Raw genomic sequence first — 24,514 nt, 5'->3', positions numbered from 1 at the left:
ACAAAAATCGTTTAAGCACACTATACATCGATAAAAAGTTCGTCACGCCATCTTTACTAGTATATAATACCGGTTAGTTTTAAACCTCATATTCATTTTCAACTTATCGGCAGTAATAGTGCCTTTCGTCTAAGGAGGTTAGTGTTTGGCCTAACTTATTTCATCAAACCCTTATATTACACCTACTTTTATACCATAGTTATTACAAACACAGTATAGCTTGTATGAAACATATAATAAGTGACAAAGGTTGCCTCTAGAAAGAAACATACAACAAATACTTAAACATATTGATCCCCAAGATCGCATATCGTCAACATGCAAAAAAAGCTATGCCTTAACAAGCATAGCTTTTGTTTTTTTACTCATATGTTTCACGGATTGCAAATTCGTGCTATCTGGAGTTAACGTATCTAAGCAATCAGGTTCTTTACTTTTATTTTCTCACTCTTATGACAGTCCGAGTTAAAAACTCGAACTACCACATACTATACCCCAGCGGGGGTTTAATTACTTAAATTCTTAATCTCATTAGTAAGTTCTATACGATAATAATCTATTGTACCTTCTTTAAATTCTTCTTTAACGAGGATAAAGTTATCATCTAAAAATTGAGTTTTAATAATTCCGTCAATAATTAATTCTTTTTGCTCGAACTTGTAACTATTAATAGCTTTCTTATTAGGAGTATCGATTTGATAAACTCCTAAATAACAAGATTCAAATTTATTATTACTTACATCAATATAATTGACACAAGAATCTTTAGTTTTGATTGAAAAAAGAATAGTACCCATTCGGTTTTTAAGAGCCCCCTTATTAAAGAAATACTTTTCTACCCTTTGGTTACTCAAGATCTTCTGTTTATTATACCTATAAATCGTATCAGTTCGATCTGATTGGTCTATTAAAATAACTCTTTTAAAATAACCCTTTACATTATCTGCACTATCGTAAATATTGTAATAATATTCCAATTTCTGTACTCCTTTATCTTCGCAAGATAAAAAACACCCTATAAAAGCTAAAAAAAGAATAGCTTTATTAATTCCTGTAACGTTCCAAATTTTCATTATGTGATTTTAATGCTTTATTTACTTTAGAAGGGTTTAAAACTTGTCTTAATTGTCTTAAATAAGTTCTCATTTGTTTAAAATCGGCATTCCCATCAAGATAACCATTGTGTTCAGGTCTCCCACCTCCATCTCTTGCAACAGCTCTTCTTTCTTCAAAAATTTGATATACCCTATCCATATCTCCATTATCAAAAGCTTCTACAAGTTCATCAAGGTATTGAGAAAAGTGTATAAAAGCTTCATGACCATTTGTTATTGCAGCAGAGGTTGTTACGTCAATTCCATTTTCCTTCTTATCACCTCGATAAGCTTGGTTCAAAGTCCATTCAAATGTTAATTTATCGTCTCCATTTTTATGCCTTGCTTTTGAAGAACCTCCTCCTGCACCATAATAATTAAATTCCCCAAAAGATAGCTCATGTTTAGCGTATTTACCTTTTTGATCAAATTCTACATCTCCAATTTTATCTCCCTCATTAGCAAAATTTGAAAGAAAATCAAATCCTTCATCCGTCTTAGCAAATGCAAGTAATGACTCCTGACTTTCTTTACTTAATTTATCAAAACCAACTTGTTCCCATTTATTGTTATCATTTAGTTGCCAAAAAAGTAAATCTCTACCGTCAGGGTCAACAAAGCTTATAGGATTGTTAGCAAATGAAACATAGGGTGAAAGCGAAAAATAATTTTCAGCATGTGGGTCAATATTCATCCAACGACCAATAGATGCATCATAATTACGAGCTTCAAAATCTAACCATTCTAAACCAAGTTCTTTGTTAAGTTCTTTACCATTAAAAGTTTGATGGTTATTTTCAGTGCCGTTCACAACATTATTGTACCCTTTGTGTTCGAGCCCAAATGGATAATAATTCTTCTCCTGTACAATCTCATCTTGGGCAATTGTTCCATTACCGTTAGCATCTTTATAAGAGAGCCTAATATTCCCTAAGTGGTCAGTATATTGATAGATGTAATCGAACCCATTAGAGTTGTTATATTCTGCATATCCCTCAGAGGTAGCAAAGAACTGTAAATCTCCATTCTTATATACATAATTACCTGCATACTCCGTATTTATTAAAGAACTTCCTTCTGTTACGATCTTCTTCAATTTCGCTCCAGTAGCGTCGTAAAGATAAGAAATTGTTCCTGCACCTTCACTATTAGAGATGGTAACAGTTTTTGGTAGGTTTAAGTGATTATACGTTATCCCTGTAATCCCTTTGTTCTGATCCTGGATCATATTGCCATTAGCATCATACTCAAAATCATCATTGGTGTTATTCCCATCTTTAAAACCATAAATTTTATTGGCTGTATCTTCAACACTTAACAATTTATTACCTGCATCGTACGTATAGGATAGTATATCCATATCCCCAAAGGAGTTTGCATCTACATTAAGATGCCCTTTACGGTTTAGCGTTAAGATATTACCTGCTTTATCATAGGATACAGTACTCAAATTGTAGTTGCCACTTGTACTACGACCAGCTACAATTCTATTTAATGCATCGTATTCGTATCCACACGCTCGCTTGGTATTATCATTCGCTGTTTTCCAAAGGGTTTCACTTATATTACCATTGTATAAGGCCGTTGCTCCCAGGTTTTCTGTAGTGGTACCATAGTTAATCCCAAAAGCAAACAGGTCATTGCCTAAAGTAGCTACATCGTTGATTCCCTTTAACCAACCCCGTATGTTATAGTCATAATCCACTTCTTGTAATGCCGATGTAGCAGTAACTGATCCACCCACATTTTTTTTAACAAGCTGCCCTAACGCATCATATGTATTGCTCGCAATACGTTCTTCTTCCTGATTATTGATCTTTTGTGTTTGGGTTACTACTCTACCCATATGATCATAAGTAAAGGTATCTACTGTTACAATAGCCACATTCGTACCTTTGGTATGTGTAGTTTTGGTTTCTAATACCTTACCTACAAAATCGAGTTTGCTCTCTATAATATCAGTAGTATTGAGATACTCATTTTTACTCGCAGTATATACTGGTCTTGATTTTTGATCATAATAGGTTACTGTAGTGATCCAGTCATTAGTATCTAACACTCTTACTTTGCTTCCTGTTGGCAGGGACCTGGTACGGTTTGTAATTGCCTCCCCAGACACCGTACCCGGATTCACTAACCCTGCTATATCAAAATTGTAATTGTCATAATAATTAACCGTAAAAATCTTAAACATCCGTACCGGATACGAATCATCTATAGTGTAATATAATGTGGTACCCGCTATAGTATTTGGCGTAGTAGCTCTGCTTTCATGCGTCTCATACGTCTTAGAATTAAGTTTGCTACGCAATAAAGCTACAGTACTACCATTCTCAATCAATCCTGTGTACGCAACTCTCCCAAAAGCATCGTATTTTGTAAATAACCACCTTCTTTTGGCTCTTAGACTGGCATCTTGTGTTAACACCGGCTGATCTAATCTGTTATAGATGATATACTCCCAATCTTTACCTGGGATTTTCTTTTCGATCAGTCGGTTTCTATGGTCATAATGATACTGGTAACAGAGTTCGTCAAGCTCACTCTGACTAACACCGTTGTCAGTTATAACTTTTGGTGGTAATACAAAGGCAAGATTACCAAAATCATCATACACATAATAAGTGTCATGAGCAACCTCTACTCCTGCTGAGCTTGTCGAAGCATACGTTCGCTTTAAAACTACTTGTCCGGACTTATTTTTGTATTCCCTAGTCGTATGATTATTGCCATCTGCAGGCCTCCAGTTTTCATCCTTGGTAACCGTTACGTGTAACTCATTAGGTAAATAGTAGCTTTCTTTTACCAATTCTGGCTTCTCGGTATTGCCCGCAGTAAAAACCACTTTAAAATAAAGCACCTCATTAGCATCATTGGTAGTCCAACCAAATTTTATGGTATGATCATTATCACTTGCTCCATCAGCTTTCCAGGCTTTACCCGGTGCACCTTGCTCTAATACTCTGTTTAATGGGGAGTCTTCAAATACACTTTCTGAATATGCATTTACATCTGCAGGATTCGTAATCCCCGGAAAATCTTGGGCATAAGTATCCAAGTAATATGTATTAATATCCTGATCAACATTTACGGATTGTAAACTACCAGAATTTGTATTGGATGCAAAGGGCAGGTATTGTTTATCTTGTCTACCATAAACATCATATTGCATATGGGTAACAATATCTTTACCCTCTGGTGATGCTTTTATAGCTCTTTGTTGTATAGGTCTACCCAAGCCATCAAAATAGGTAACACTTTCTATAGTATTATCTACCGCGCCTATATTAGAGCAATCTACATTGTTGATTTCTGCAATGGTTAATGCCACTTGCGGCACAATGGTATGAACATAATTTTCATCTGATAATACTACCTGTGCCTGGATTTGTAATCCCACGAATAGCATTATAATACTGTATATGATTTTATTTTTTATCATCTTAATTATTCTTTATGGGATTAAAATTGCTCTCCAATTGGTCCGTCACCACCAGAGGATTTATTGACAATTATTGGCATTGTTTTTAATACAATTTGGCCAGTACGCGTATCGGTATAGGTAACACTTAACTCGTATTCTCCATTTTCGTTAACTCCAACAGTATAGCTAGATCCACTGCCCACATTACGCGTCCAAGACGGGTTACTTAATCTCCATAATTTCCATTGGGTTCGTGTATAGTATCCCGAACCACCAGTAACACTTGTGATGTTAAATCGTACACTTGGTGTAGAATTATTAAGAGAAGCGTTACCAGGAGTCACATTAACCACCATAGGGTTATACGATTTAACCGTATAATCGGTATCTCTGTAATGTGTAGGTTGTACTTTGGTATCGATCACCCTTAATTTTACAGTATAAGTTCCTGCATTTATAAAACGATATGACATCCCTGTTCCTGTAGCACTTTGTTTGGCTCCGTTGATAAACCATTCATATCTGCGTTGACCTGATCCCCCGGCAAATCCAGTACCACTAAAAGACACAGTGGTACCTTTTACAATATGTGGTTTGCCGCTAATGGCATGACCAATCAAAGGATTGTATACGCGCATTGTTCTTTGGTTACTATTTACTGATTCACCACTTTCATTATCTATGACTTTGAAATACACAGTGTAGGTTCCGTTGGCAGGAAAATTATACGTAAAACTGGTCGTGGTTGTACTTTGTTTGGTTCCATTTAGGTACCACTCATATCGTAAGTCACCTGATCCTCCACTAACATTAGAAGCTGTATAGGTAACCTGTGTTCCTTCAATAATATCTGGATATGGATCACTAATCGTTGGCGTAGCCAAAGGAGGATATTGTACGGATACCACAAGTGTTTTACTTACTGATCTTTTGGTTTGCGTATCGTATGCCAATACATAAATAGTATACTCACCCTCACTAGTAAATGTTTTGGTAAATGTAGCACTAGTATCGCACTGCTCTTGGATACCATTTACCTTCCAGGTATACAAAAATTGACCAGTACCGCCAGCAAAACTAGCCGTGAAGCTTATTGGTTTATTAGGTGTTACTAGACCAGGAGAGGTTACATTAATAGTAAAGGCCCCATATTGATCAGTCTGCTGATTTGCGTAATTGTAGTTTGTTTTTTGCACAATATGCTCATCTTGATCCAATACATATTGCAATCTATTTAAATCATCATATTTGTAATACACTGTTTGTCCTTGCGGGTTCGTCATGGTTGTCACACCAATCAAAGGATCATAGGTATACCCGCTTATTTGCGCATTTGCAAAATAGGCATGGTCTCTTAAATCTTTAAAAAGACTACGCATGGCGTTCTCTTTTGCTGCAGTATTTTCGGTATCCGAAGTTGTCTTTAATTGATTAATCAAAGTTGTTACTGCAGCAGGAATACCCGTATAGCTGGCATTTTCTATTTTTACGATGGGTTGGGTATTATCATACCCCCAGATGTACATGATACGACTACCACTTTCTTGAGAAACTTCTAGTGGATTACCTTGCTGATCATACTTATGATATATGAGACGTGGCTCTGGAGTTTTAGTTCCTTTACCTATTTTAGTAATCTCAGGAAGAATAATCCCATTACCCCAGTCTTTAAATTCGGTAACCTGAGTTCCTAAGACAATAGCATCTTTAGTTGTTTGCGTCTCTACAGGGCTAGTAATTTTATTTTGAGCTACCAAAAGATTATGTACCGTACCACTTTTATCATATGGATAGGTATGGGTAGTGGTCATTGTACTCCCATTACTATCTGTCGTAGTTTGGGTCTTAAGATGTCCATATGGGTTATCATAGGTATATGCACTATTTTGAGTAATTGTTTTGTTATGATGTATTTGTTCTTGTGTTGAAGATAACAAAGGATATAGCTCTGAACGATTAACGTACTTTGTTGTTTGATATAAATCAGGTCTATAGGTATATGTTATTAAATGACCTCCAGAATTATAGTAATATCCTATCTGTCCGGTTTTTAGATTATACGAATTTAAATTACTAGAAATGCCATTAAATCTTTCTAAAGGTCCATATACATTTGTAGTTATGGCAACTGGATTATATGAAGTATTATCTTTTTTGAAAGATTCTTGCTTGAGCACTAATCCTTTTCTCCAATTTCGTTTTTCGGTTGGAGCAAAAGGATAATTCTCGGTTGGACTAATAACTCCAGAAAACTCATATCTCGTCTTTAGTTGCTCTCCCGAATTCCCTTCTTGATATTCTGAAACTGATTTATAGAGTACAGGACTACCAATATAAGTACTTAATGGCACATTACTAGATGATGTTTTTCGCACTACATAGCAAACTTTTGGTGGTTTTGAATGTAATGCGTTTCCTGTATAATTGTGATATTCTGGCCTTTCGTATTTTGGAATAGAAAGATTAATTCCGGTTGATTTATTGTTTTCATCATGATATGAATATCCTTTGGTTAAACAATTGCCTTCTCCATCACAGGATTTTACCTTTGCAACCCTAATCCCTCCAAATGGGATATTAGCAAATGTTGGCTCTTGCGGATTAGATGCATTACCCGAAAAATACCTTAAATGCACACTAGCTACTGCCCTAGGAGAATTGATTGGGTTTGAAACATTAGCTGGTCTTTCTACAAAGATGGTTAACTCATAATCTCCAGGCACCAAGTTATATAGTGTTTTATCTAAATTCTTTGTTACAGGATTTTGTTCTGAGACCGCACCTTCACTTTTATAGTTACATGTTGCTCCAGCTGTAGCACAAGGAATTAAAGTTGATTGCGTATCAACTCTTTTTAAAGTAGCAGTTGCTATTGCTCCTGAGCCAGAACCATGCAAATAATACCAAAGACTTATTGCTGCAGTTCCTCCTGGCGAGAATGATTTTGGTGTAAACGGGATTGTAATAAGTTCGTTAACAAACTCAGTGCCTTCATAATCATCCGATGTAACTACTACGTCTATCGGTGTATCCAAACGATCCTCAATCCCGATTTCGCCTGTGTCTTGTTGTCCAAATACATCGTTTTGTTCATAAATGATCTCTGAAGATCCTTTTGTAGGATAAATAATTTTTTTGAGAGCTCCTAAGCGGGTACTATTAAAATCCGGAGCTCTATTCGCATTTTCTGAAATCAAACTCCCCGTTGTATTTGTATTACCACTATAATACCCCCAATAATCCTGTTTATAATACGCTATATTATCGATAGGGTCTCCAAAATATTCAAATCGATAATAGTTTTTTTCTTGTTGTGGATTATGTTTTCCCTTGTGAATTGCTTCTAACAATTTATATTTAGTAGTTTCATTTCTATAAGAAAAACCATATTGCATTATATTTTGTCCTAATGAGTTTACCACTTTTACTGCATCAAGAGTGACCGGGTTTTGACCTTCAGAAGTATCTAATGGATCCTTAATAGTATACTCAAAATTTATAGTTTCTTTAGGGGTTGAAATCGTGCTTACCATTAAGCCTAGGGTTTCTGTAAATGTTGTTGTACTAAAGGTCCCTGATAAATTAGCTTCATTTTGACAAAGTGTTACATCAGATGAAAACGGAAGTACTTTTGCCCAAGAATCTGAATACAATTTTTGACTTGTATGATAATTTATATAGGTAAAAGTGATTTCTTTAGTATTGGGCAATTCAATTCTATTTAACACCCAAGCCGAGGTATAAGGGGTAAAATCACCGCCAGTATTATTGATTACTTCTTGAGAAGATGTCTCCTTATCAATAAAATAATACTTTATCCCTTTATCATCGATAAGTTCAAAACCACCATTACTTGGCAATCTATTTAACTTATAGTTTTTATACGGTGCAAAAACAGCTTCACCATTATGGTTAAAATAAAACGTTGCCGAAAGTGAACCCACACTTATCATATATTTGTCGGATTCTGTATCCCATCTTCCAGAAGCTGATTCTCGAATCAACATTCCTTGTTCTTCGACCGTCATCCCAACATCATTTGTATGAAATTGCGCTACTTTTTTACCAATTTCATTAATACCTATATACCCAAGTTGTCCTTCATCAGCAATTCCGCGTATTTGACGAGTAATCATGCCTTTTCCTACCAGATCCCAACCCAGACCTGTCGATCCAGGTATAGTTTCTATCATCAATCCCGAGTAATTATATGATAATGAAATAGGTAAACTCAATCCAGCTTCATTAATAGTATGCAAAGGGATATTATGATTGATTTTTCCTGTTGAAAGATTTACAGGAATTTCTCCATATTTTCCCAAACTAGCCGCTTCTGGAGAAACAGGAAAAATTTGTGGAGGTTTTGACAATTCCTGCCCCTCTTGAGCAAAAACTGATAACCCCAGAAAAACTAGAGCTAGTAACGTAATAAGATATTTCATAAAAGTGATTAAAATTAGAATTGCATATTGTTTCCCGTAATCGAGCTTTCGAGAACACGAAAGTTGATTTATTAAGTTTGATTTGTGATGATTGTACTTTTTTGTTCCTTACAAATATAGAAGCGACCACGGGTAAAAAACAAGAGAAGTAAACCGCCTTTCAAGGAAAACGCAGTATGTTTTCTAAGAATTAAGGATCAAGAAAAAATATGTATAACATTGATAATGAGTTAAATACTTGTTCAATCAAAAATCACCTGGTTTTTAATAACAAATATCCTTCCTATAATTTTCTATGGTGACATATCCGAAAAGATAATATCAAAAATCTAAAATTGGTTTTTTCTTATGTAAATCGGTAAATTTGTTAGACAAAATTATCCCCAGATGTTTCATATCCTTTTATTGTTAGGTATAAAAAATCGATATTTCTTACATCTATGTATTATAATACTTCTCCTCTTTAACACCGTAAATCTATTTGCTTTTCAAAGCTCTTCTGATAGTTTATTGACCAAAGAGTATACGTATCTGAAAAAAAAGATATTTAAAAACGCAAAAGATTCATCAAAGGCAATAGTATACACCCAATCTTATCTTTTTAAAGCAAAAAAAGATATAGATACCATCAAAATAGTGAATGGATTTTATTATATGTCTGGTATTACTAAGGATAAAGAAATTACTGAAAAATACATAGATAGTATGATTCTGTATTCTAAAAATCTAAAAACAAAAAATTACCCTGCTCTAGCATACTACAACAAAGGAAAGATAGAGTATAATAAAGGTCATTTTAAAAATGCTCTCGATCTCTATCTTAAAACCAATGAAAAAGCAGAAGAACTTGATAACACCACTCTTTTTTATGCAAGTAAAAAGAGTATTGGTATCTTAAAAAGTAGGATTGGAGAACATCAAAATGCATTAATAGAACTTAAAGAGTGCTATCAACACTATTCAAAACTTAAGAAGAGTAAACCAACGACATATTTAAGTACGCTATCTGCTTTATCGGGAACTTATAGTTTGAATAAAAAATTAGATTCAGCAACAATTCTTAATAGACTTGGGTATAAAGAATCAATGGCGTTTAACAAACCCGATTCTAAATATTATTTCACACTAAACGAAGGAATTAATTTATTTTATAAAAAGAATTTTACTCCCGCCAAAGACAGTTTATCTAATGTTATTGAGGAATTAAAAACTAATAAAGATAAGGCCAATCTTTCCATAGCCTACTTTTTTTATGGGAAAACATTAAGCGCGTTAGGCAAAGAAAAAGAAGCCATTGTTGCACATATTAAAGTAGATGATATATTTCAGGAAATATCAGAGATTATGCCTAATAATCGCGAGAATTATGAAATTTTAATTAATTATTATAAAAAGTTAGGAGACAAGGATAATCAATTAAAATATATTAAACGGTTAATTACCGTAGATAGCGTACTACACACAAATTACAGGTATTTAATGAAAGCTGTAGTACAAAATTATGATACTCCAAGGTTACTTTCTGAAAAACAAAAAATTATAGATAATTTAGAAACGGGAAAAAAAACATCCCGTACGATTATTATTATATTGGCCATTATTAGTTTTTTATTGCTTTTCTTATGGTTAATTAATCGAGATAGACAAAAACAATATAAGCGTCGTTTTGAGGAACTGTATCATAAACAAGACAGTCACAAAAATCAGAACACACAACCAGTATCATTAAAAGAGAAAACTAAACTCGCCATCCCAGAAGAGAGTATAAAAGAAATTCTTAACCAATTGACAGTTTTCGAAGATGAATTAGGATTTATCCAACCTGATCTATCCATAAACTTTTTAGCAAAAAAATTTGGAACAAACTCTAAATACCTATCCAAAATTATTAACACCTATAAGAAGAAGTCATTTAATCACTATATCAATAATCTAAGAATAGATCAATCTATCGTAAAGCTAAAAACAGATTCTAAATTCAGAAATTATACCATAAAGGCAATTGCACAAGAAATGGGGTTTAATACAACAGATGCTTTCTCAAAAGCTTTTTATAAACAAAACGGAATCCATCCTTCTTATTTTATTAAAGAACTACAAAAACAAATTGAAACTAACTATAACTTTGGTTAACAAGACCAATAAATCCATCACTTTGACACTCTGTTTTCCCTGAAAACAAGTGTAATTCCATAAAAAAAATGTGATTTAACCGTATTCCTGATTATATTTGAATCTGAAAAAAATAACCGCAATCGAGCTAAACAATTTACATAGCATTAATAGTTCGGTTTAATAATGAACATGATGTTCTTAGTAAGCACTATAGCAAGCGGTCAAATGACATCTCAACAAAACTTATTATTTTACTTACTTTGTAGAAGGCCAGACACTGTAAAATTTCTTAAAATTAAATTCACTTAATATGAAAAACACAAAATTAAATTTAAACAAAATTGTAATTATGAAATTAGACAATCTACATACCATTAAAGGAGGTAAACCTACTTGTGATACTAATGATAGCAAGAGTTGTACAGCAAAACAGACTGAAGATGGTGGTTTCACAGAAGAAGGAACGCTCGATTGTTAACCATTATCTGTAAAAAACTAAATTAAAGGAAAAACGTTGGTTACAAGGTTAAATAACTCATATGCTATAGTAAAGCATGTAGTCTAATCGTAAATCAAATCCAGATTCATTATACAGGAGATACTGTCACCAAAACAAAGTACGGTATTATCTTTACAAAAGAGGGAGTGCGAACGCCCTAATAGGTTTAAGATTTTATTCGTTTAGCGTCAATAAAAAAAGCTATGCCCGAACAAGCATAGCTTTTGTTTTTTTAACAAAATATATCACCTATACCAACTTAATATCTTCTTTAAAAAGCATGTGTATATATTCTGCATGGATCTCTGCATTATGCTTACTCTCCATACAATGAAACAGTAAATGAATCAGTCCATAATCTCCTAAACTATCTCGGTATTCATGCTTTTCCTTGTTTTTTACCCATAAAACAAAAGAACATAGATGCCCTATCTCACCCAGTTTTTGAGGATCCATTAAACATTTACGAAACGCATCCAAGGTCATAGTTGCATATTCATTATATTTTCTCTTACAAAAATTATAGTCAAACGTATGTTTATACGATTGTAATTTCCTGTTTTGTATTTCATAGTTCATACCACTCATAACATTGTCTTTTACATTTAGGTAATTTATTATCATCGTCATTAGATTTGCGGTTATTTCTATTTTTGCAAATCACATGCCAGGACTTTAAAAAAATAACTTAATAAAATGTGAAAAATTCTTAAAGTTCTAACTCAAAAATAAAAAACTGCACTTGGAATAATTCCAATACAAAGATACAAAATTTGGAATAATTCCAAATTACAAAATCAATATTTATTAAAATTTAACGCCCTATACCTCTGTAGATCCGGTTTTGCTAATTCAATTATAATCAATTGCATAACAGTTACTTATGTTATATTTTCTTGTGTTGTTGTTAATAAAACCTGATAAGTTTATTTTTAATCCAACGGTCTGTCTATTACATTTACTTTATGAATTTGATACATTCTGGTATGTTTTTTGGGGAAAGAACTATCTGAATGAGAAAATTGGGAAATACAAATCAAATCGTAAATTATGCAGTATAAAGTAATTGATGCAAAAAGCCAGTATTTTGGTAAAGTATTGGATTTCGAATCCTGTCCGACCTTAAGTGATTTGGGAGGCGTGCTTTTAAAAATTGGAAGAAACAAAGTTTCTCTTTTTAAATTTAATGAAATAGAGTTAGTATAATTATCTATCCTACTTCCTTCTTACCCCAGCTCGCTATTTTAATTTTACTTTAAAGATTAGACAGCAGTAGATATTGTTACCTATATGAAACGATGGTACATATGTGTGTTATTTATATCCTGGATCAACAGTAGTTGCCAGGATAAAATTGCCATTGATAACATCGATATCATACCAACAACTACAGAAAAGGATAAACAATATGCCAATGTTTTTAAAATACTCGATGGCACCTGGAAAGGAGAATTTGTTATTTATAAAGATCAACAACAAGTACCCAAAAATCAAATAGATCTTAAAAACATTTCAAGATCTAATCTCACAAAAAAGGGGCTCAAACAAATCAATGCTATACAAGTAGAACAAATTTACACCTCTACAAACCCCTATTTTCAACAAGTTGTTATTACTGATTTCTATCCTGATACAGATCAAAAAATAATTAGTAAGGGAGTAAATAAAATTCAAAATGGTAAAATGTGGTGTGTAGTCAAAAAACCAGACGAAACTGTAATTCATACAGGTAGTACAGAAGGAGATTACACCATTATTTGGCAGAGAAATGAGCAAAAACCTCAAAAGATTGAATATTTCAAAGAAACAGTTTCTTCTGATTCTTATGAAATTATAGGTTGGGGATATTATCAGAATGATGACCCCAAATTATCTCCACCACTATGGTTTTATGCCAAATACAAAAAACAATTTCAAAAATAAGTTGAGGCTTCAACTATTGTCATGGCAACTAAATTTACTTAAGCTCGGTAATTCTTTTAACGTACTTACCAATCACGTCAAACTCTAAATTAACAACTGTTCCTACTTTAAAAGTATTAAAATTAGTATGCTCATAAGTAAATGGAATAATCGCAACACTAAATTCGTTAATTTTAGAATTCACCACCGTAAGACTAACCCCGTTTACTGTAACAGAACCTTTTTCTATCGTAATATTGCTTAATCCCGGATCATATTCAAAAGTAAAATACCAACTCCCATTTGCTTCAGACACTGCCTTACAAACAGCTACTTGATCCACATGTCCCTGTACAATATGACCATCTAAACGATCTCCCAACTGCATCCCTCGTTCTAGATTTACAATATCTCCTTCTTTCAAACTATTAAGATTAGTTTTATCCAAAGTCTCTTTTATTGCAGTCACAGTATATCTATCTTCATGTATAGAAACAACAGTTAAACACACTCCATTATGAGATACACTTTGATCAATTTTTAATTCTGAAGTAAAATTTGTGCTTACAGTAATGTCTATATTTTCCTGATCTTTTTTCAAAGATGTGATAGTTCCTAATTCTTCGATGATTCCTGTGAACATAAATGCAAATTATTTAGTTAAATTTGTGACCTTGAAGTTTGAAGTCCTTTGATAGTTATCAAAATTAGATTTCAAAAATACTGATAAAGTAGCATACTAATGAAGAAAGAAGAAAAAATAAGATTAGGAATTTCTATAGGAGATTTAAATGGTATCGGGAGCGAAGTGATTCTTAAAACTTTTGAAGATTCGCGAATGTTAGATTTTTGTACACCGGTAATTTTTGCATCGGTAAAAATTCTTTCTTTTCTAAAGAAACACTATCAAATCAATACCAATTTACACGGAATTGATAAGACATCTCAAATTCTGGACGGCAAAATCAATGTATTAAACGTCTGGAAAGAATCCTTAGATATAAATTTTGGTCAGGAAGATGAAAAAGTAGGTAGTTACGCTATAAAATCGTTAAAAGCGGCCACGAGAGCCTTAAAAAACAACGAAATTAATGTATTAGTTACTGCTCCTATTAATAAGCACAGTATTCAATCAGAAGAATTTAAATTTCCGGGACACACAGACTATCTTGATCAAGAATTAGATGGCAATAGTCTTATGTTTATGATCACAGACACGCTTAAAGTAGGATTATTAACCGATCATGTTGCCGTAAAAGATATCGCTAATTCAATTACTCCCGAGCTTATAGAGCAAAAAGTAAGCACCATTTACAATGCCTTAAAACAAGATTTTGGTATATCTAAACCAAAAATTGCCGTTCTCGGCATCAATCCACATAGTGGCGATAATGGAGTAATTGGTAAGGAAGATGAAGAAGTATTAAAACCAACTATTAATAAAATCAACGAATCTGGCAAACTTGTTTACGGGCCTTATGCTGCAGATAGCTTTTTTGGATCAGATAATTATAAAAGTTTTGACGCTATTGTAGCATCCTATCATGATCAAGGATTGATTCCTTTTAAAACACTCTCTTTCGGAAAAGGAGTAAATTATACCGCCGGATTACATAAAGTTCGTACCTCTCCAGATCATGGTACTGCTTTTGAAATTGCAGGAAAGAACAAAGCAGATCATAGTTCGTTTAAAGAAGCCGTTTTTGCTGCTCTTCACATTTTTAAAAATAGAAATGAATACACCCATTTAACCAAAAATCCATTAAAAAAGCAGCCCCGAAAACCTCAAAACAAGGGATAAAAGATAAAATTTAACGAGTTAAAATATTTTTAAAAACCCATTTGTCTAACGGCACACTAAATTAATCAGTAACATTCTGATATAATTTTGTTTACAAAAGTACTTTCATATTGAAATTTTATTATCTTTGCACCCGCCTTTACCAAATTGGTAGGCACTCGAAACTGATGATAGAATGAAACAACTAAAAGAGTATACTATTCCTTTTGTTGGGCTGAAACAAGGATTACACCAGTTTGAGTATCAAATTGACAATACGTTCTTTGAACATTTTGAGTATGACGAATTTAATGCATCTACAGTAAGAGTTGATCTGGAGTTTAACAAAAAGGCAACTATGCTAGAACTTCAATTTACCGCAACTGGAACTGTAAATGTAAATTGCGATCTTACTAACGAACCTTTTGATCTACCTGTTGAAGATGAATTCTTTTTGGTAGTTAAATTTGGAGATGAGTATAATAATGAAAATGAAGAACTTCTTATTCTTCCTCACGGAGAATATGAAGTAAATATTCAACAATATATTTATGAACTTATTGTCTTAGGTGTACCTTCAAAAAGAGTACATCCTGGCGTTGAAGATGGTACATTAGAATCAGACATACTTGAAAGGTTAGACGAACTAAGTCCAAAAGAAGAGAAAACAACAGAAAATAACAATGAGGAAACGGATCCTCGTTGGGACAAATTAAAAAATTTATTAAACGATAAATAATATCTAGCAATGGCACATCCTAAGAGAAAAATATCGAAAACCAGAAGAGATAAAAGAAGAACTCATTATAAAGCTTCTGTACCACAAATAGCAACTGATCCTACAACAGGAGAAGCGCATTTATATCACAGAGCTCACTGGCACGAAGGTAAATTATATTACCGTGGTCAAATCGTTATCGATAACACAGAAGAAGAAGTAGCTTAAGGTTACTGTTAAAATTATATATAAAGCTCTCACAAAAGTGAGAGTTTTTTTGTTTTTAGTTGAATATGTGTCAAAATCAAGTTATTTTGCGCCATATTTGCATATAATTTAGTAATTTCAACGACTTTTTTAAGCATTTTTGCACTAAATAGTCGTGACACTAAAATCAAGATATGAGTAAAATCACAGCCGCTATCACAGCTGTAGGCGCTTACGTGCCAGACTATGTGTTAACCAATAAGATTTTGGAAACTATGGTTGACACAAACGATGAATGGATCACCACTCGTACAGGTATTAAAGAAAGAAGAATACTAAAAGATAAAGACAAAGGAAGTTCCTATTTAGGAATCAAAGCAGCCGAAGATCTGATCGCTAAAAAAAATCTCGATCCAAAAGAGATTGATATGGTCATTTTTGCCACTGCAACTCCTGATCTTCCTGTTGCTGCAACAGCCGCATATGCCGCATCAAAAATAGGTGCTGTAAATGCATTTTCTTACGATTTGCAAGCAGCTTGTTCGAGCTTTTTATACGGAATGTCCACTGCATCGAGTTATATAGAATCTGGTCGATACAAAAAAATACTACTTATAGGAGCCGATAAAATGTCTTCTATAATTGATTATACTGATCGAGCTACATGTATCATTTTTGGAGATGGTGGTGGAGCTGTACTTTTTGAACCTAATGAAGAAGGTTTTGGGCTACAAGATGAATACCTAAGAACAGATGGTATAGGACGAGAATTTTTAAAAATTGAGGCTGGAGGATCTATATTACCTCCATCTGAAGAAACCGTAGCCAACAGACAGCATTTTGTACAACAAGACGGAAAAACTGTATTTAAATATGCCGTTTCTAATATGGCAGATGCCAGTACAAAAATCCTAGAGCGCAATAATTTAACTGGTGACGACGTAAATTGGTTGGTCGCTCATCAAGCTAATAAACGTATTATTGACGCTACCGCTAATAGAATGGGATTAGATCAGAACAAAGTTTTGATGAATATCCAAAGATATGGTAATACCACCTCGGCTACATTACCATTATTATTGCACGATTACGAAAAACAACTCAAAAAAGGAGATAATATAGTATTCGCTTCCTTCGGTGGAGGTTTTACTTGGGGTTCTATTTACTTAAAATGGGCCTATAACTCCTAAACAACTAAACACACAATACCCAATATTATGGATTTAAAAGAAATTCAGAATTTAATTAAATTCGTAGCCAAATCAGGAGCTAGCGAAGTAAAATTAGAGATGGATGACGTTAAAATCACCATCAGAACTGCTTCAGATGAGAGCAAGGAAACTACAATTGTACAACAGATCCCTGTTGGCAATGCAGTAGCACCTCAACCTGCAGCAATACCTGTACAACAGGCTGCAGCGCCCGTAGCTGCAACTCCAGCTGCACCAACAGAAAGCGCATCTGAAGAAGACAATTCGAAATACATAACGATCAAATCTCCTATCATAGGAACGCTGTATAGAAAACCATCACCAGACAAACCAACTTTTGTTGAGGTAGGTAATACCATAAAAGAAGGTGACGTGCTTTGTATTATTGAAGCAATGAAACTTTTCAACGAAATCGAAAGTGAAGTTTCTGGTAAAATAGTAAAAGTATTGGTTGACGATTCTTCACCTGTAGAGTTTGATCAACCACTTTTCTTAGTAGACCCATCATAACCCAATTTTAAAATTCTAATTGCAAACCCTATACGTGCCTCCTTTTTGGCAGCACACTTAATTAAGGTTTACACTCAGAATTTGAAATTTAAAATTTCTAAGAAGTTATGTTTAAAAAAATTCTAATTGCAAATAGAGGTGAGATCGCAATGCGTGTGATCAGAACCTGCAAAGAAATGGGGATTAAATCCGTAGCGGTCTATTCTACAGCTGATGCCGAAAGTTTACATGTGCGTTTCGCAGACGAAGCGGTTTGTATTGGACCAGCACCAAGTAGTGAATCGTATTTAAAGATGTCCAATATTATCGCTGCTGCAGAGATTACCAATGCAGATGCAATACATCCTGGTTACGGTTTTTTATCTGAAAATGCTAAATTTTCTAAAATTTGTGAAGAACACGAAATAAAGTTTATCGGTGCTAGTGCCGAGATGATTGATAGAATGGGGGATAAAGCTTCGGCTAAATCCACTATGATTGAAGCTGGTGTGCCTTGTGTACCAGGAAGTGAAGGTGTAATTCCGGATTTTGAAACATGTATAAAAGTAGCCCAAGAAACTGGCTATCCAGTAATGCTTAAAGCTAGTGCTGGTGGTGGTGGTAAAGGTATGCGTGCAGTTTGGAAAGAAGAAGACCTGCAAAATGCATGGGAATCTGCCAGACAAGAAAGTAAAGCTGCCTTTGGTAACGATGACATGTATATGGAAAAGCTTATTGAAGAGCCTCGCCATATCGAGATACAAATAGTTGGAGATAGTAATGGTAGAGCTTGTCACCTATCAGAAAGAGATTGCTCTGTACAACGTAGACATCAAAAACTAACCGAAGAAACTCCTTCTCCTTTTATGACAGATGAACTGCGTAAAAATATGGGAGAAGCTGCTGTAAAAGCTGCAGAATATATTAAATATGAAGGTGCTGGAACTGTAGAGTTTTTGGTAGACAAACACCGTAATTTCTACTTCATGGAAATGAATACTCGTATCCAGGTAGAACATCCAATCACCGAACAAGTGGTTGATTATGATTTGATAAGAGAACAAATATTGGTTGCCGCTGGAGTACCTATTTCTGGTAAAAATTATTACCCACAATTGCACTCAATCGAATGTAGAATCAATGCCGAAGATCCGTATAAGGATTTTCGTCCTTCTCCAGGTAAAATAACCAATTTACATATTCCTGGTGGACATGGTGTACGAATAGATACTCACGTGTATAGTGGCTATATTATTCCTCCAAACTATGATTCTATGATTGCAAAATTGATCACAACTGCACAAACTCGTGAAGAAGCGATCAACAAAATGAAAAGAGCTCTAGATGAGTTTGTTGTTGAAGGAATAAAAACAACTGTGCCTTTTCACAGGCAATTGATGGATCATCCAGATTATGTTTCAGGGAACTATACTACCAAGTTCATGGAAGATTTTGAAATGGCAGAACCCGAAAATTAAATAAAATCAAGCCTCAGTAATGAGGCTTTTTTTATGAAATCATTCTATCTTCGTTTTATTATTATGTATAGATGAATTTCAGTTATTGGGAATATAAAACTTGGCTATCCAATATAGACTTTACTATAGTGGGTAGCGGGATTGTAGGTCTAAGTTGTGCACTTAGATTAAAACAAAAGTTTCCTGCCGCAAAAATTCTTATCCTAGAACGAGGAATATTACCAAATGGAGCAAGCACCAAAAATGCAGGGTTTGCCTGTTTTGGAAGCTTATCCGAAATTATTGATGACCTCAAATCACATACCGAACAAGAGGCATTGCAATTAATTCAAAAAAGATATACTGGACTTCAATTGTTAAGAAAAACACTAGGAGATCAAGTTATCAATTATCTCCCCCATTATGGATACGAACTTTTTACGTTAGATGATCAAACATTATTTGAAGAATGCATTTCAAAAAAAGAAGAAATCAACACACTCTTAAAATCAATCTTTAAGGATACTGTGTTTACCGTACAAAATAACATCTTCAATTTTAAAAACATTCAACCTCAATATTTAGTAAATCAATATGAGGGTCAGATAGACACTGGTAAAATGATGGAAGCCTTGCTCAACAAAGTTCAAGAGGCTGGTATTAAAATTTTAAACAGCTGTACGGTTACCGCAATTCAAAATCTTAACACTTCGGTAAAAATAAATACGGATCAATTTACGTTTTCTTCTAATAAAGTATTGATCGCAACAAATGGTTTTGCTGAGCAACTAGGTTTGCAAAAAGTAAAACCTGCCCGAGCACAAGTTCTAATTACCCAACCCATAAAAGATTTACATATTAAAGGAACTTTTCATTTGGATAAAGGCTATTATTATTTCAGAAATATAGATAATAGAATTTTATTTGGAGGAGGAAGAAACCTTGATTTTAAAGCCGAAGAAACCACCAATTTTGGACAAACCCAATTGGTACAAACCCAATTAGAGAAGATATTGAGCGAAGTTATTTTACCAGACACCTCTTTTGAAATCGAACATCGCTGGAGTGGCATCATGGGAGTTGGCCAAAAAAAAGAAGCTGTCGTTAAACAAATATCAAACAATGTATATTGTGGGGTTCGTCTTGGCGGAATGGGTGTTGCTATCGGAAGTTTAATTGGCACAGAATTAGCCGATCTTTTGTAAAACACTAAGTAGTATCTCTTATTTCGTAGCTTGGATATCATTAATTTGTACTCATGAAAAAACTCTTTCGATTCATATTCAAAAGCGTAATTGCATTTATAATTATAAGTGTGCTTTGGGTGTTGGCATATAAATGGATCGATGTTCCTGCGACTCCTTTAATGGGTATACGTAAATTGCAATCTACACAAAGACATACTATACAACATCGATGGAAGACGTTATCCCAAATTTCTAAAGAGTTACAATTAGCCGTTATTTGTAGCGAAGACCAAAGATTTATGAAGCATCGTGGATTTGATAAAAAGGCGATAGAAAAAGCTATTGTAGAGCATAAAGCTGGCAAACGATTAAGAGGAGCCAGTACAATTTCACAACAAACCGCCAAAAACGTGTTTTTATGGCCACATCGCAGTTGGGTTCGTAAAGGGTTTGAAATCTATTTCACTTTTTTGATAGAATCATTTTGGAGCAAAGAACGAATCCTTGAAGTGTATTTGAACAGCATAGAAATGGGTAACGGAATATATGGAGCCGAAGCTGCAGCAAAGTTTTGGTTTAATACCTCGGCAGCAAATTTAAACAAAGAAGAGGCTGCGGCAATTGCAGCTATTTTACCAAACCCAAGAAAATACTTGGCCAATCCAGCCTCCTCATATACTCAAAAAAGAAAGGCATGGATCGTAATACAAATGCGTAATTATGGTTCACTTTTATTATCAGAATAGCAGATTTGAAAAAAAATAATATACTTATCAAGTAGGGTAAAGCCCTAGTATCTTGTTCTATTATAAAGCCCTCTTTATAATCTAAATATAAAATAGTATGAGAAATGACCTCGCTACGCATAAACCTACTATAGTCTCGCATCATTTAGTAAACCAGAATAATCAAAGGATTTCGAACTCAAATTCTCCTGAAGTTGTAAACCTCAACACTAAAAATCTACCTGGAATACCAACTATGATTAGTGGAAAAATCTACAATAAAAACAACCAACCTATATCTGGTGCACATATCGAAATTTGGCATGCAGATGATGCTGGTGCCTATCATACAGATGGTAATTTCTATTTTCCTTCTCAATCTACCTTGTCTGGGTATAGCATCACTAATACACAAGGAGAATACAAAGTAAAAACTATAAGACCAGGAGTATATGGATACAGAGCCAGACATTTTCACTATAGAATTTCTGCCAAAGGGTATACTACTCTAGAAACCCAAATATATTTCAAAGATGATCCAAGAATCCAAATTGACGAAATAGCCTTAATTGCCGAAGAGTCAAGACATATTCAGTTTAGATATCATTCTACGGGATACTTAGAAGGGATTGCAAATATTTTTTTGCCAAAAATGTAATTCTTTTTTTAATTTTTAGCCTTACTTATTCTTTTTTATCTAGCTCAGATATTATATCTTGAAATCTAAATTCATGTAGTTGAAATCGACAAAAGAAGAGTTATATCATCATTGCCAGCAATTTGTACAAAATAGGTTAAATCGAATCGAACAAAGAATTATAAATATTCAAGAATCTTTACATTCTGAGACCAAAAGTACCGCTGGCGATAAACATGAAACTGGTCGTGCAATGTTGCAATTAGAACGTGAAAAATCAGGGGCACAACTTGCCGAAGCACAAAAATTACAAGAGATTCTTTCTAAAATTGACATTTCATCTTCTTCTGGTTATGCTCACTTAGGCAGCTTGGTTTCAACCTCGCAAGCCAATTATTTTTTAAGTATATCGGTAGGGAAAATAACAATTAATAGCACTTCATATTTTGCAATAGCGGCTAATTCTCCTATTGGTAAATTACTATTAGGCAAAAAGTCTGGAGATGGTTTTAGTTTTAATGGAAATCAGATTATCATCACAGAAATCTCCTAATAAAAACTTCTTAGTTCCGAAAAATGAAACTCAGATCTTTTAATTTTACTGGTAACATTTTCCTTTTTTCAGACATAAAGCATACAATCTTCATAATTACTTAAAAAAAATAACGATGATACGAATAACCATTTTGATGATTTTAATCTCATTAACAACTTTTGGACAAGCGACAGAAGTTGTTATTCTTGGTGGGATACAAGACAATAACCCAAATACGAATAATGTATTACAAGACGCCATTTATAATCCCAATAATCTAAACGGGAATGGAACCATAACTATAAAAGGAGATGTAACTATAAAAGAAGACTTTACAATCCCCGAGGGTATAAATCTTAATTTTTTCAAGGGAAACAAATTAATTATTGAGAATACTGCAAAGCTTACTATTAATGGAAATATTACTGCAGGACTATATCCAATTTTTGATGGTTTAGGAACAATTTCGGGAACCCCGCAAATAGAATACCTATACCCGCAATGGTTTGGAGTTAAACCGAACAATAGTAATTTTAATTCGACAATTGCTTTTCAGAAAACCATCAATACTTCAATAGACATAGGAGTGCCTATTAAATTACCTGTAGGCACATATTATGTTGATGAGTTATATATAAACAACGGCACTAAACCATTTAAAATAGTAGGTTCATTAACCGATAGAACGAATCAGTTAATTGGAAGTACGCTCGAACTAATTAATAAGCCAACAAACACCATTCTTTTTCATTTAGGTTATGATGGCACATCAAATAAAAGAAGTGTAAATGCTCATATAGAAGGAATTAACTTTCGAGGTAATAATAGAAACTTCAACACATACGCCATTAAAGGAGGAGATGATGATAGTGTTTCTACATGGGTACAAAGAATCGTTATAGATAATTGTACATTTAATGATTTTGTATACGGCATCTATTTGGGAGGGTACTCCGATGGCCTTACACTATCGCAGCTAAAGTTTGAAACGGTAAATAGATGTATGTACATTAAAAAAGGAGATGGTACACGAATTAGTAATATCGTTGCCGAGCCTTATGTAGACTATGTTTTACACTCGGTTCAATCTATGGGGTTGGTTTTCTCTGATGCTATAGTACGTGGAGCCAAGTCGGAACTTAATAACAACTTAACTGTTCCATTTATTATTGAAGGTATCAAAGGCCCTATAACCAATCATGATGGTCCTGTAGAGATTAAGAATGTACATATAGAAACTTCAAATGGTGTAGGTATAATTGCAGATGCAACTAGAGTAACTTTTGAAAATATATTTTTTCAATTGGTTCAAGACTTAGAACAACAAAGCCATACGATTACTTTACTCAATAGTCAAATTCAACCTGTTGACTGTCGCTTTATTAACTTCACTATTCAGCGAGAAAACCCAATTAAAGAAGACAAACAAGATATTTTTGTTAACACATATGGCCCAGGGCAACAATATAATCTTATTGAATCAAATTATAATGGCTATGGTTATTGTAAACCTAGCAATTTATTGGTTCAAAATTGGAATATTGATCCCATTACAGATATTTATGACAGAACTGGTAATGGTGTATTTAGTTATAATATTAATGGTAGGACAGAAAAAAACTATATAGGAGAAAATCCTTCAAAATATCTAGATCTTACAGAATCAAAATTTGAAATATCTGAAGCAACTGGCTCTATTCAAGTTACCGGTACTGGAGGCCCGCAAACCATAAAACTTATAAAAACCTCTGTGCCATGGGAAGGAACTTTAAAAGTATTAATGTATGATGTAAATAACTCAAATGCCAGCAGAAGCCAGACCTACAAGGTTTCTGGTGTATATTCTAATCTCAATGGTAACAGTGGTTTTACCTCAACGACTATTGGAAATGAAGGTTTTGCAAATTTTTTAACTACTCCCGATTTACTTGGTCCACAATCTGGAACTGAAGATTTTAATAGTTCTATTGATTTCAAATTTATTGGAGACAATAACATAACTTATAAATTGATTTATCATTTCGAAGGCATTTCTAAACCATAGAACAATCAAAAGGATAACAACTATATTGTTTAGGAATCATAATGCGAT

20 protein-coding genes are annotated in these 24,514 nt (G+C 33.8%); 15 read left to right on the top strand and 5 right to left on the bottom strand.

Going from position 1 to position 24,514, the window contains the following annotated elements:
- Positions 1 to 506 precede the first annotated feature (506 nt).
- From DK508_RS18060 to DK508_RS18050, 3 genes are read right to left on the bottom strand one after another with little or no spacing between them, the layout of a single operon-like run.
- A complete protein-coding gene (locus DK508_RS18060) occupies positions 507 to 1,073 on the bottom strand; it encodes a hypothetical protein (protein WP_109302184.1) in 567 nt (188 codons plus the stop codon).
- Complete coding sequence (locus DK508_RS18055) at positions 1,045 to 4,536, bottom strand: DUF6443 domain-containing protein (protein ID WP_109302183.1); 3,492 nt, start codon at positions 4,534 to 4,536, stop codon at positions 1,045 to 1,047. The genes DK508_RS18060 and DK508_RS18055 overlap by 29 nt, the downstream gene beginning before the upstream one ends.
- A 20-nt stretch (positions 4,537 to 4,556) precedes the next feature.
- The gene (locus DK508_RS18050) at positions 4,557 to 8,960 is read right to left on the bottom strand and encodes a hypothetical protein (protein WP_109302182.1); all 4,404 of its coding nucleotides are present in this window, start codon (positions 8,958 to 8,960) and stop codon (positions 4,557 to 4,559) included.
- Between the two features lie 387 nt (positions 8,961 to 9,347).
- Between DK508_RS18050 and DK508_RS18045 the strand changes: the two genes are divergently transcribed.
- Together DK508_RS18045 and DK508_RS21270 are read left to right on the top strand one after the other, a co-directional pair.
- Positions 9,348 to 11,093 (top strand): helix-turn-helix domain-containing protein, encoded by a 1,746-nt coding sequence (locus DK508_RS18045; RefSeq protein WP_109302181.1) that lies wholly within the window; start codon positions 9,348 to 9,350, stop codon positions 11,091 to 11,093.
- 292 nt (positions 11,094 to 11,385) lie between these two features.
- Entirely contained in the window at positions 11,386 to 11,553 is a 168-nt protein-coding gene (locus tag DK508_RS21270) for a hypothetical protein (RefSeq protein ID WP_160114788.1), read from the top strand.
- Between the two features lie 270 nt (positions 11,554 to 11,823).
- Here DK508_RS21270 and DK508_RS18040 read toward each other — a convergent pair whose 3' ends face one another.
- Positions 11,824 to 12,204, bottom strand: coding sequence for a hypothetical protein (locus DK508_RS18040; protein WP_160114787.1), 381 nt, complete (start codon positions 12,202 to 12,204; stop codon positions 11,824 to 11,826).
- A gap of 420 nt (positions 12,205 to 12,624) precedes the next feature.
- On the opposite strand from DK508_RS18040, the gene DK508_RS21265 reads away from it, so the two are divergent.
- Positions 12,625 to 12,780 (top strand): hypothetical protein, encoded by a 156-nt coding sequence (locus DK508_RS21265; protein ID WP_160114786.1) that lies wholly within the window; start codon positions 12,625 to 12,627, stop codon positions 12,778 to 12,780.
- 84 nt (positions 12,781 to 12,864) lie between these two features.
- Complete coding sequence (locus DK508_RS18035; RefSeq protein ID WP_109302179.1) at positions 12,865 to 13,497, top strand: hypothetical protein; 633 nt, start codon at positions 12,865 to 12,867, stop codon at positions 13,495 to 13,497.
- A gap of 34 nt (positions 13,498 to 13,531) precedes the next feature.
- Here DK508_RS18035 and DK508_RS18030 read toward each other — a convergent pair whose 3' ends face one another.
- Positions 13,532 to 14,119: a riboflavin synthase gene (locus DK508_RS18030; RefSeq protein WP_109302178.1), complete on the bottom strand. Its 588-nt coding sequence runs from the start codon at positions 14,117 to 14,119 to the stop codon at positions 13,532 to 13,534.
- 99 nt (positions 14,120 to 14,218) lie between these two features.
- Between DK508_RS18030 and pdxA the strand changes: the two genes are divergently transcribed.
- The 11 genes from pdxA to DK508_RS17975 all read left to right on the top strand — a co-directional run bounded on the left by pdxA (position 14,219) and on the right by DK508_RS17975 (position 24,466).
- Positions 14,219 to 15,277: a 4-hydroxythreonine-4-phosphate dehydrogenase PdxA gene (gene pdxA / locus DK508_RS18025; protein ID WP_109302177.1), complete on the top strand. Its 1,059-nt coding sequence runs from the start codon at positions 14,219 to 14,221 to the stop codon at positions 15,275 to 15,277.
- 175 nt (positions 15,278 to 15,452) lie between these two features.
- On the top strand, positions 15,453 to 15,995 hold the full coding sequence (locus DK508_RS18020) for a DUF177 domain-containing protein (RefSeq protein WP_109302176.1): 543 nt from the start codon (positions 15,453 to 15,455) through the stop codon (positions 15,993 to 15,995).
- Between the two features lie 9 nt (positions 15,996 to 16,004).
- Complete coding sequence (gene rpmF / locus DK508_RS18015; RefSeq protein WP_024768393.1) at positions 16,005 to 16,202, top strand: 50S ribosomal protein L32; 198 nt, start codon at positions 16,005 to 16,007, stop codon at positions 16,200 to 16,202.
- A gap of 173 nt (positions 16,203 to 16,375) precedes the next feature.
- Positions 16,376 to 17,371 (top strand): beta-ketoacyl-ACP synthase III, encoded by a 996-nt coding sequence (locus DK508_RS18010; protein WP_109302175.1) that lies wholly within the window; start codon positions 16,376 to 16,378, stop codon positions 17,369 to 17,371.
- A gap of 27 nt (positions 17,372 to 17,398) precedes the next feature.
- A complete protein-coding gene (gene accB, locus DK508_RS18005; protein WP_109302174.1) occupies positions 17,399 to 17,902 on the top strand; it encodes an acetyl-CoA carboxylase biotin carboxyl carrier protein in 504 nt (167 codons plus the stop codon).
- 107 nt (positions 17,903 to 18,009) lie between these two features.
- Positions 18,010 to 19,359, top strand: a complete 1,350-nt coding sequence (accC, locus tag DK508_RS18000; RefSeq protein ID WP_109302173.1) for an acetyl-CoA carboxylase biotin carboxylase subunit — start codon at positions 18,010 to 18,012, stop codon at positions 19,357 to 19,359.
- Positions 19,360 to 19,430: 71 nt separating this feature from the next.
- Entirely contained in the window at positions 19,431 to 20,543 is a 1,113-nt protein-coding gene (locus DK508_RS17995) for an FAD-binding oxidoreductase (RefSeq protein WP_109302172.1), read from the top strand.
- A 53-nt stretch (positions 20,544 to 20,596) separates the two neighbouring features.
- Positions 20,597 to 21,271, top strand: coding sequence for a monofunctional biosynthetic peptidoglycan transglycosylase (gene mtgA, locus DK508_RS17990; RefSeq protein WP_109302171.1), 675 nt, complete (start codon positions 20,597 to 20,599; stop codon positions 21,269 to 21,271).
- 97 nt (positions 21,272 to 21,368) lie between these two features.
- Complete coding sequence (locus DK508_RS17985) at positions 21,369 to 21,908, top strand: hypothetical protein (RefSeq protein ID WP_109302170.1); 540 nt, start codon at positions 21,369 to 21,371, stop codon at positions 21,906 to 21,908.
- A 79-nt stretch (positions 21,909 to 21,987) separates the two neighbouring features.
- Positions 21,988 to 22,440 carry a 3-oxoacyl-ACP synthase gene (locus DK508_RS17980; RefSeq protein WP_109302169.1) on the top strand — a complete coding sequence of 151 codons (453 nt, stop codon included), beginning with the start codon at positions 21,988 to 21,990 and terminating at the stop codon, positions 22,438 to 22,440.
- Between the two features lie 115 nt (positions 22,441 to 22,555).
- Positions 22,556 to 24,466, top strand: a complete 1,911-nt coding sequence (locus DK508_RS17975; RefSeq protein ID WP_160114785.1) for a hypothetical protein — start codon at positions 22,556 to 22,558, stop codon at positions 24,464 to 24,466.
- Positions 24,467 to 24,514: the final 48 nt, after the last annotated feature.

The organism is Aquimarina sp. AU474 (assembly GCF_900312815.1).
GTDB lineage: Bacteria > Bacteroidota > Bacteroidia > Flavobacteriales > Flavobacteriaceae > Aquimarina.
The sequence above is the reverse complement of the archived record's forward strand: the minus strand, read 5'-3'. Positions and strand labels throughout refer to the sequence as shown.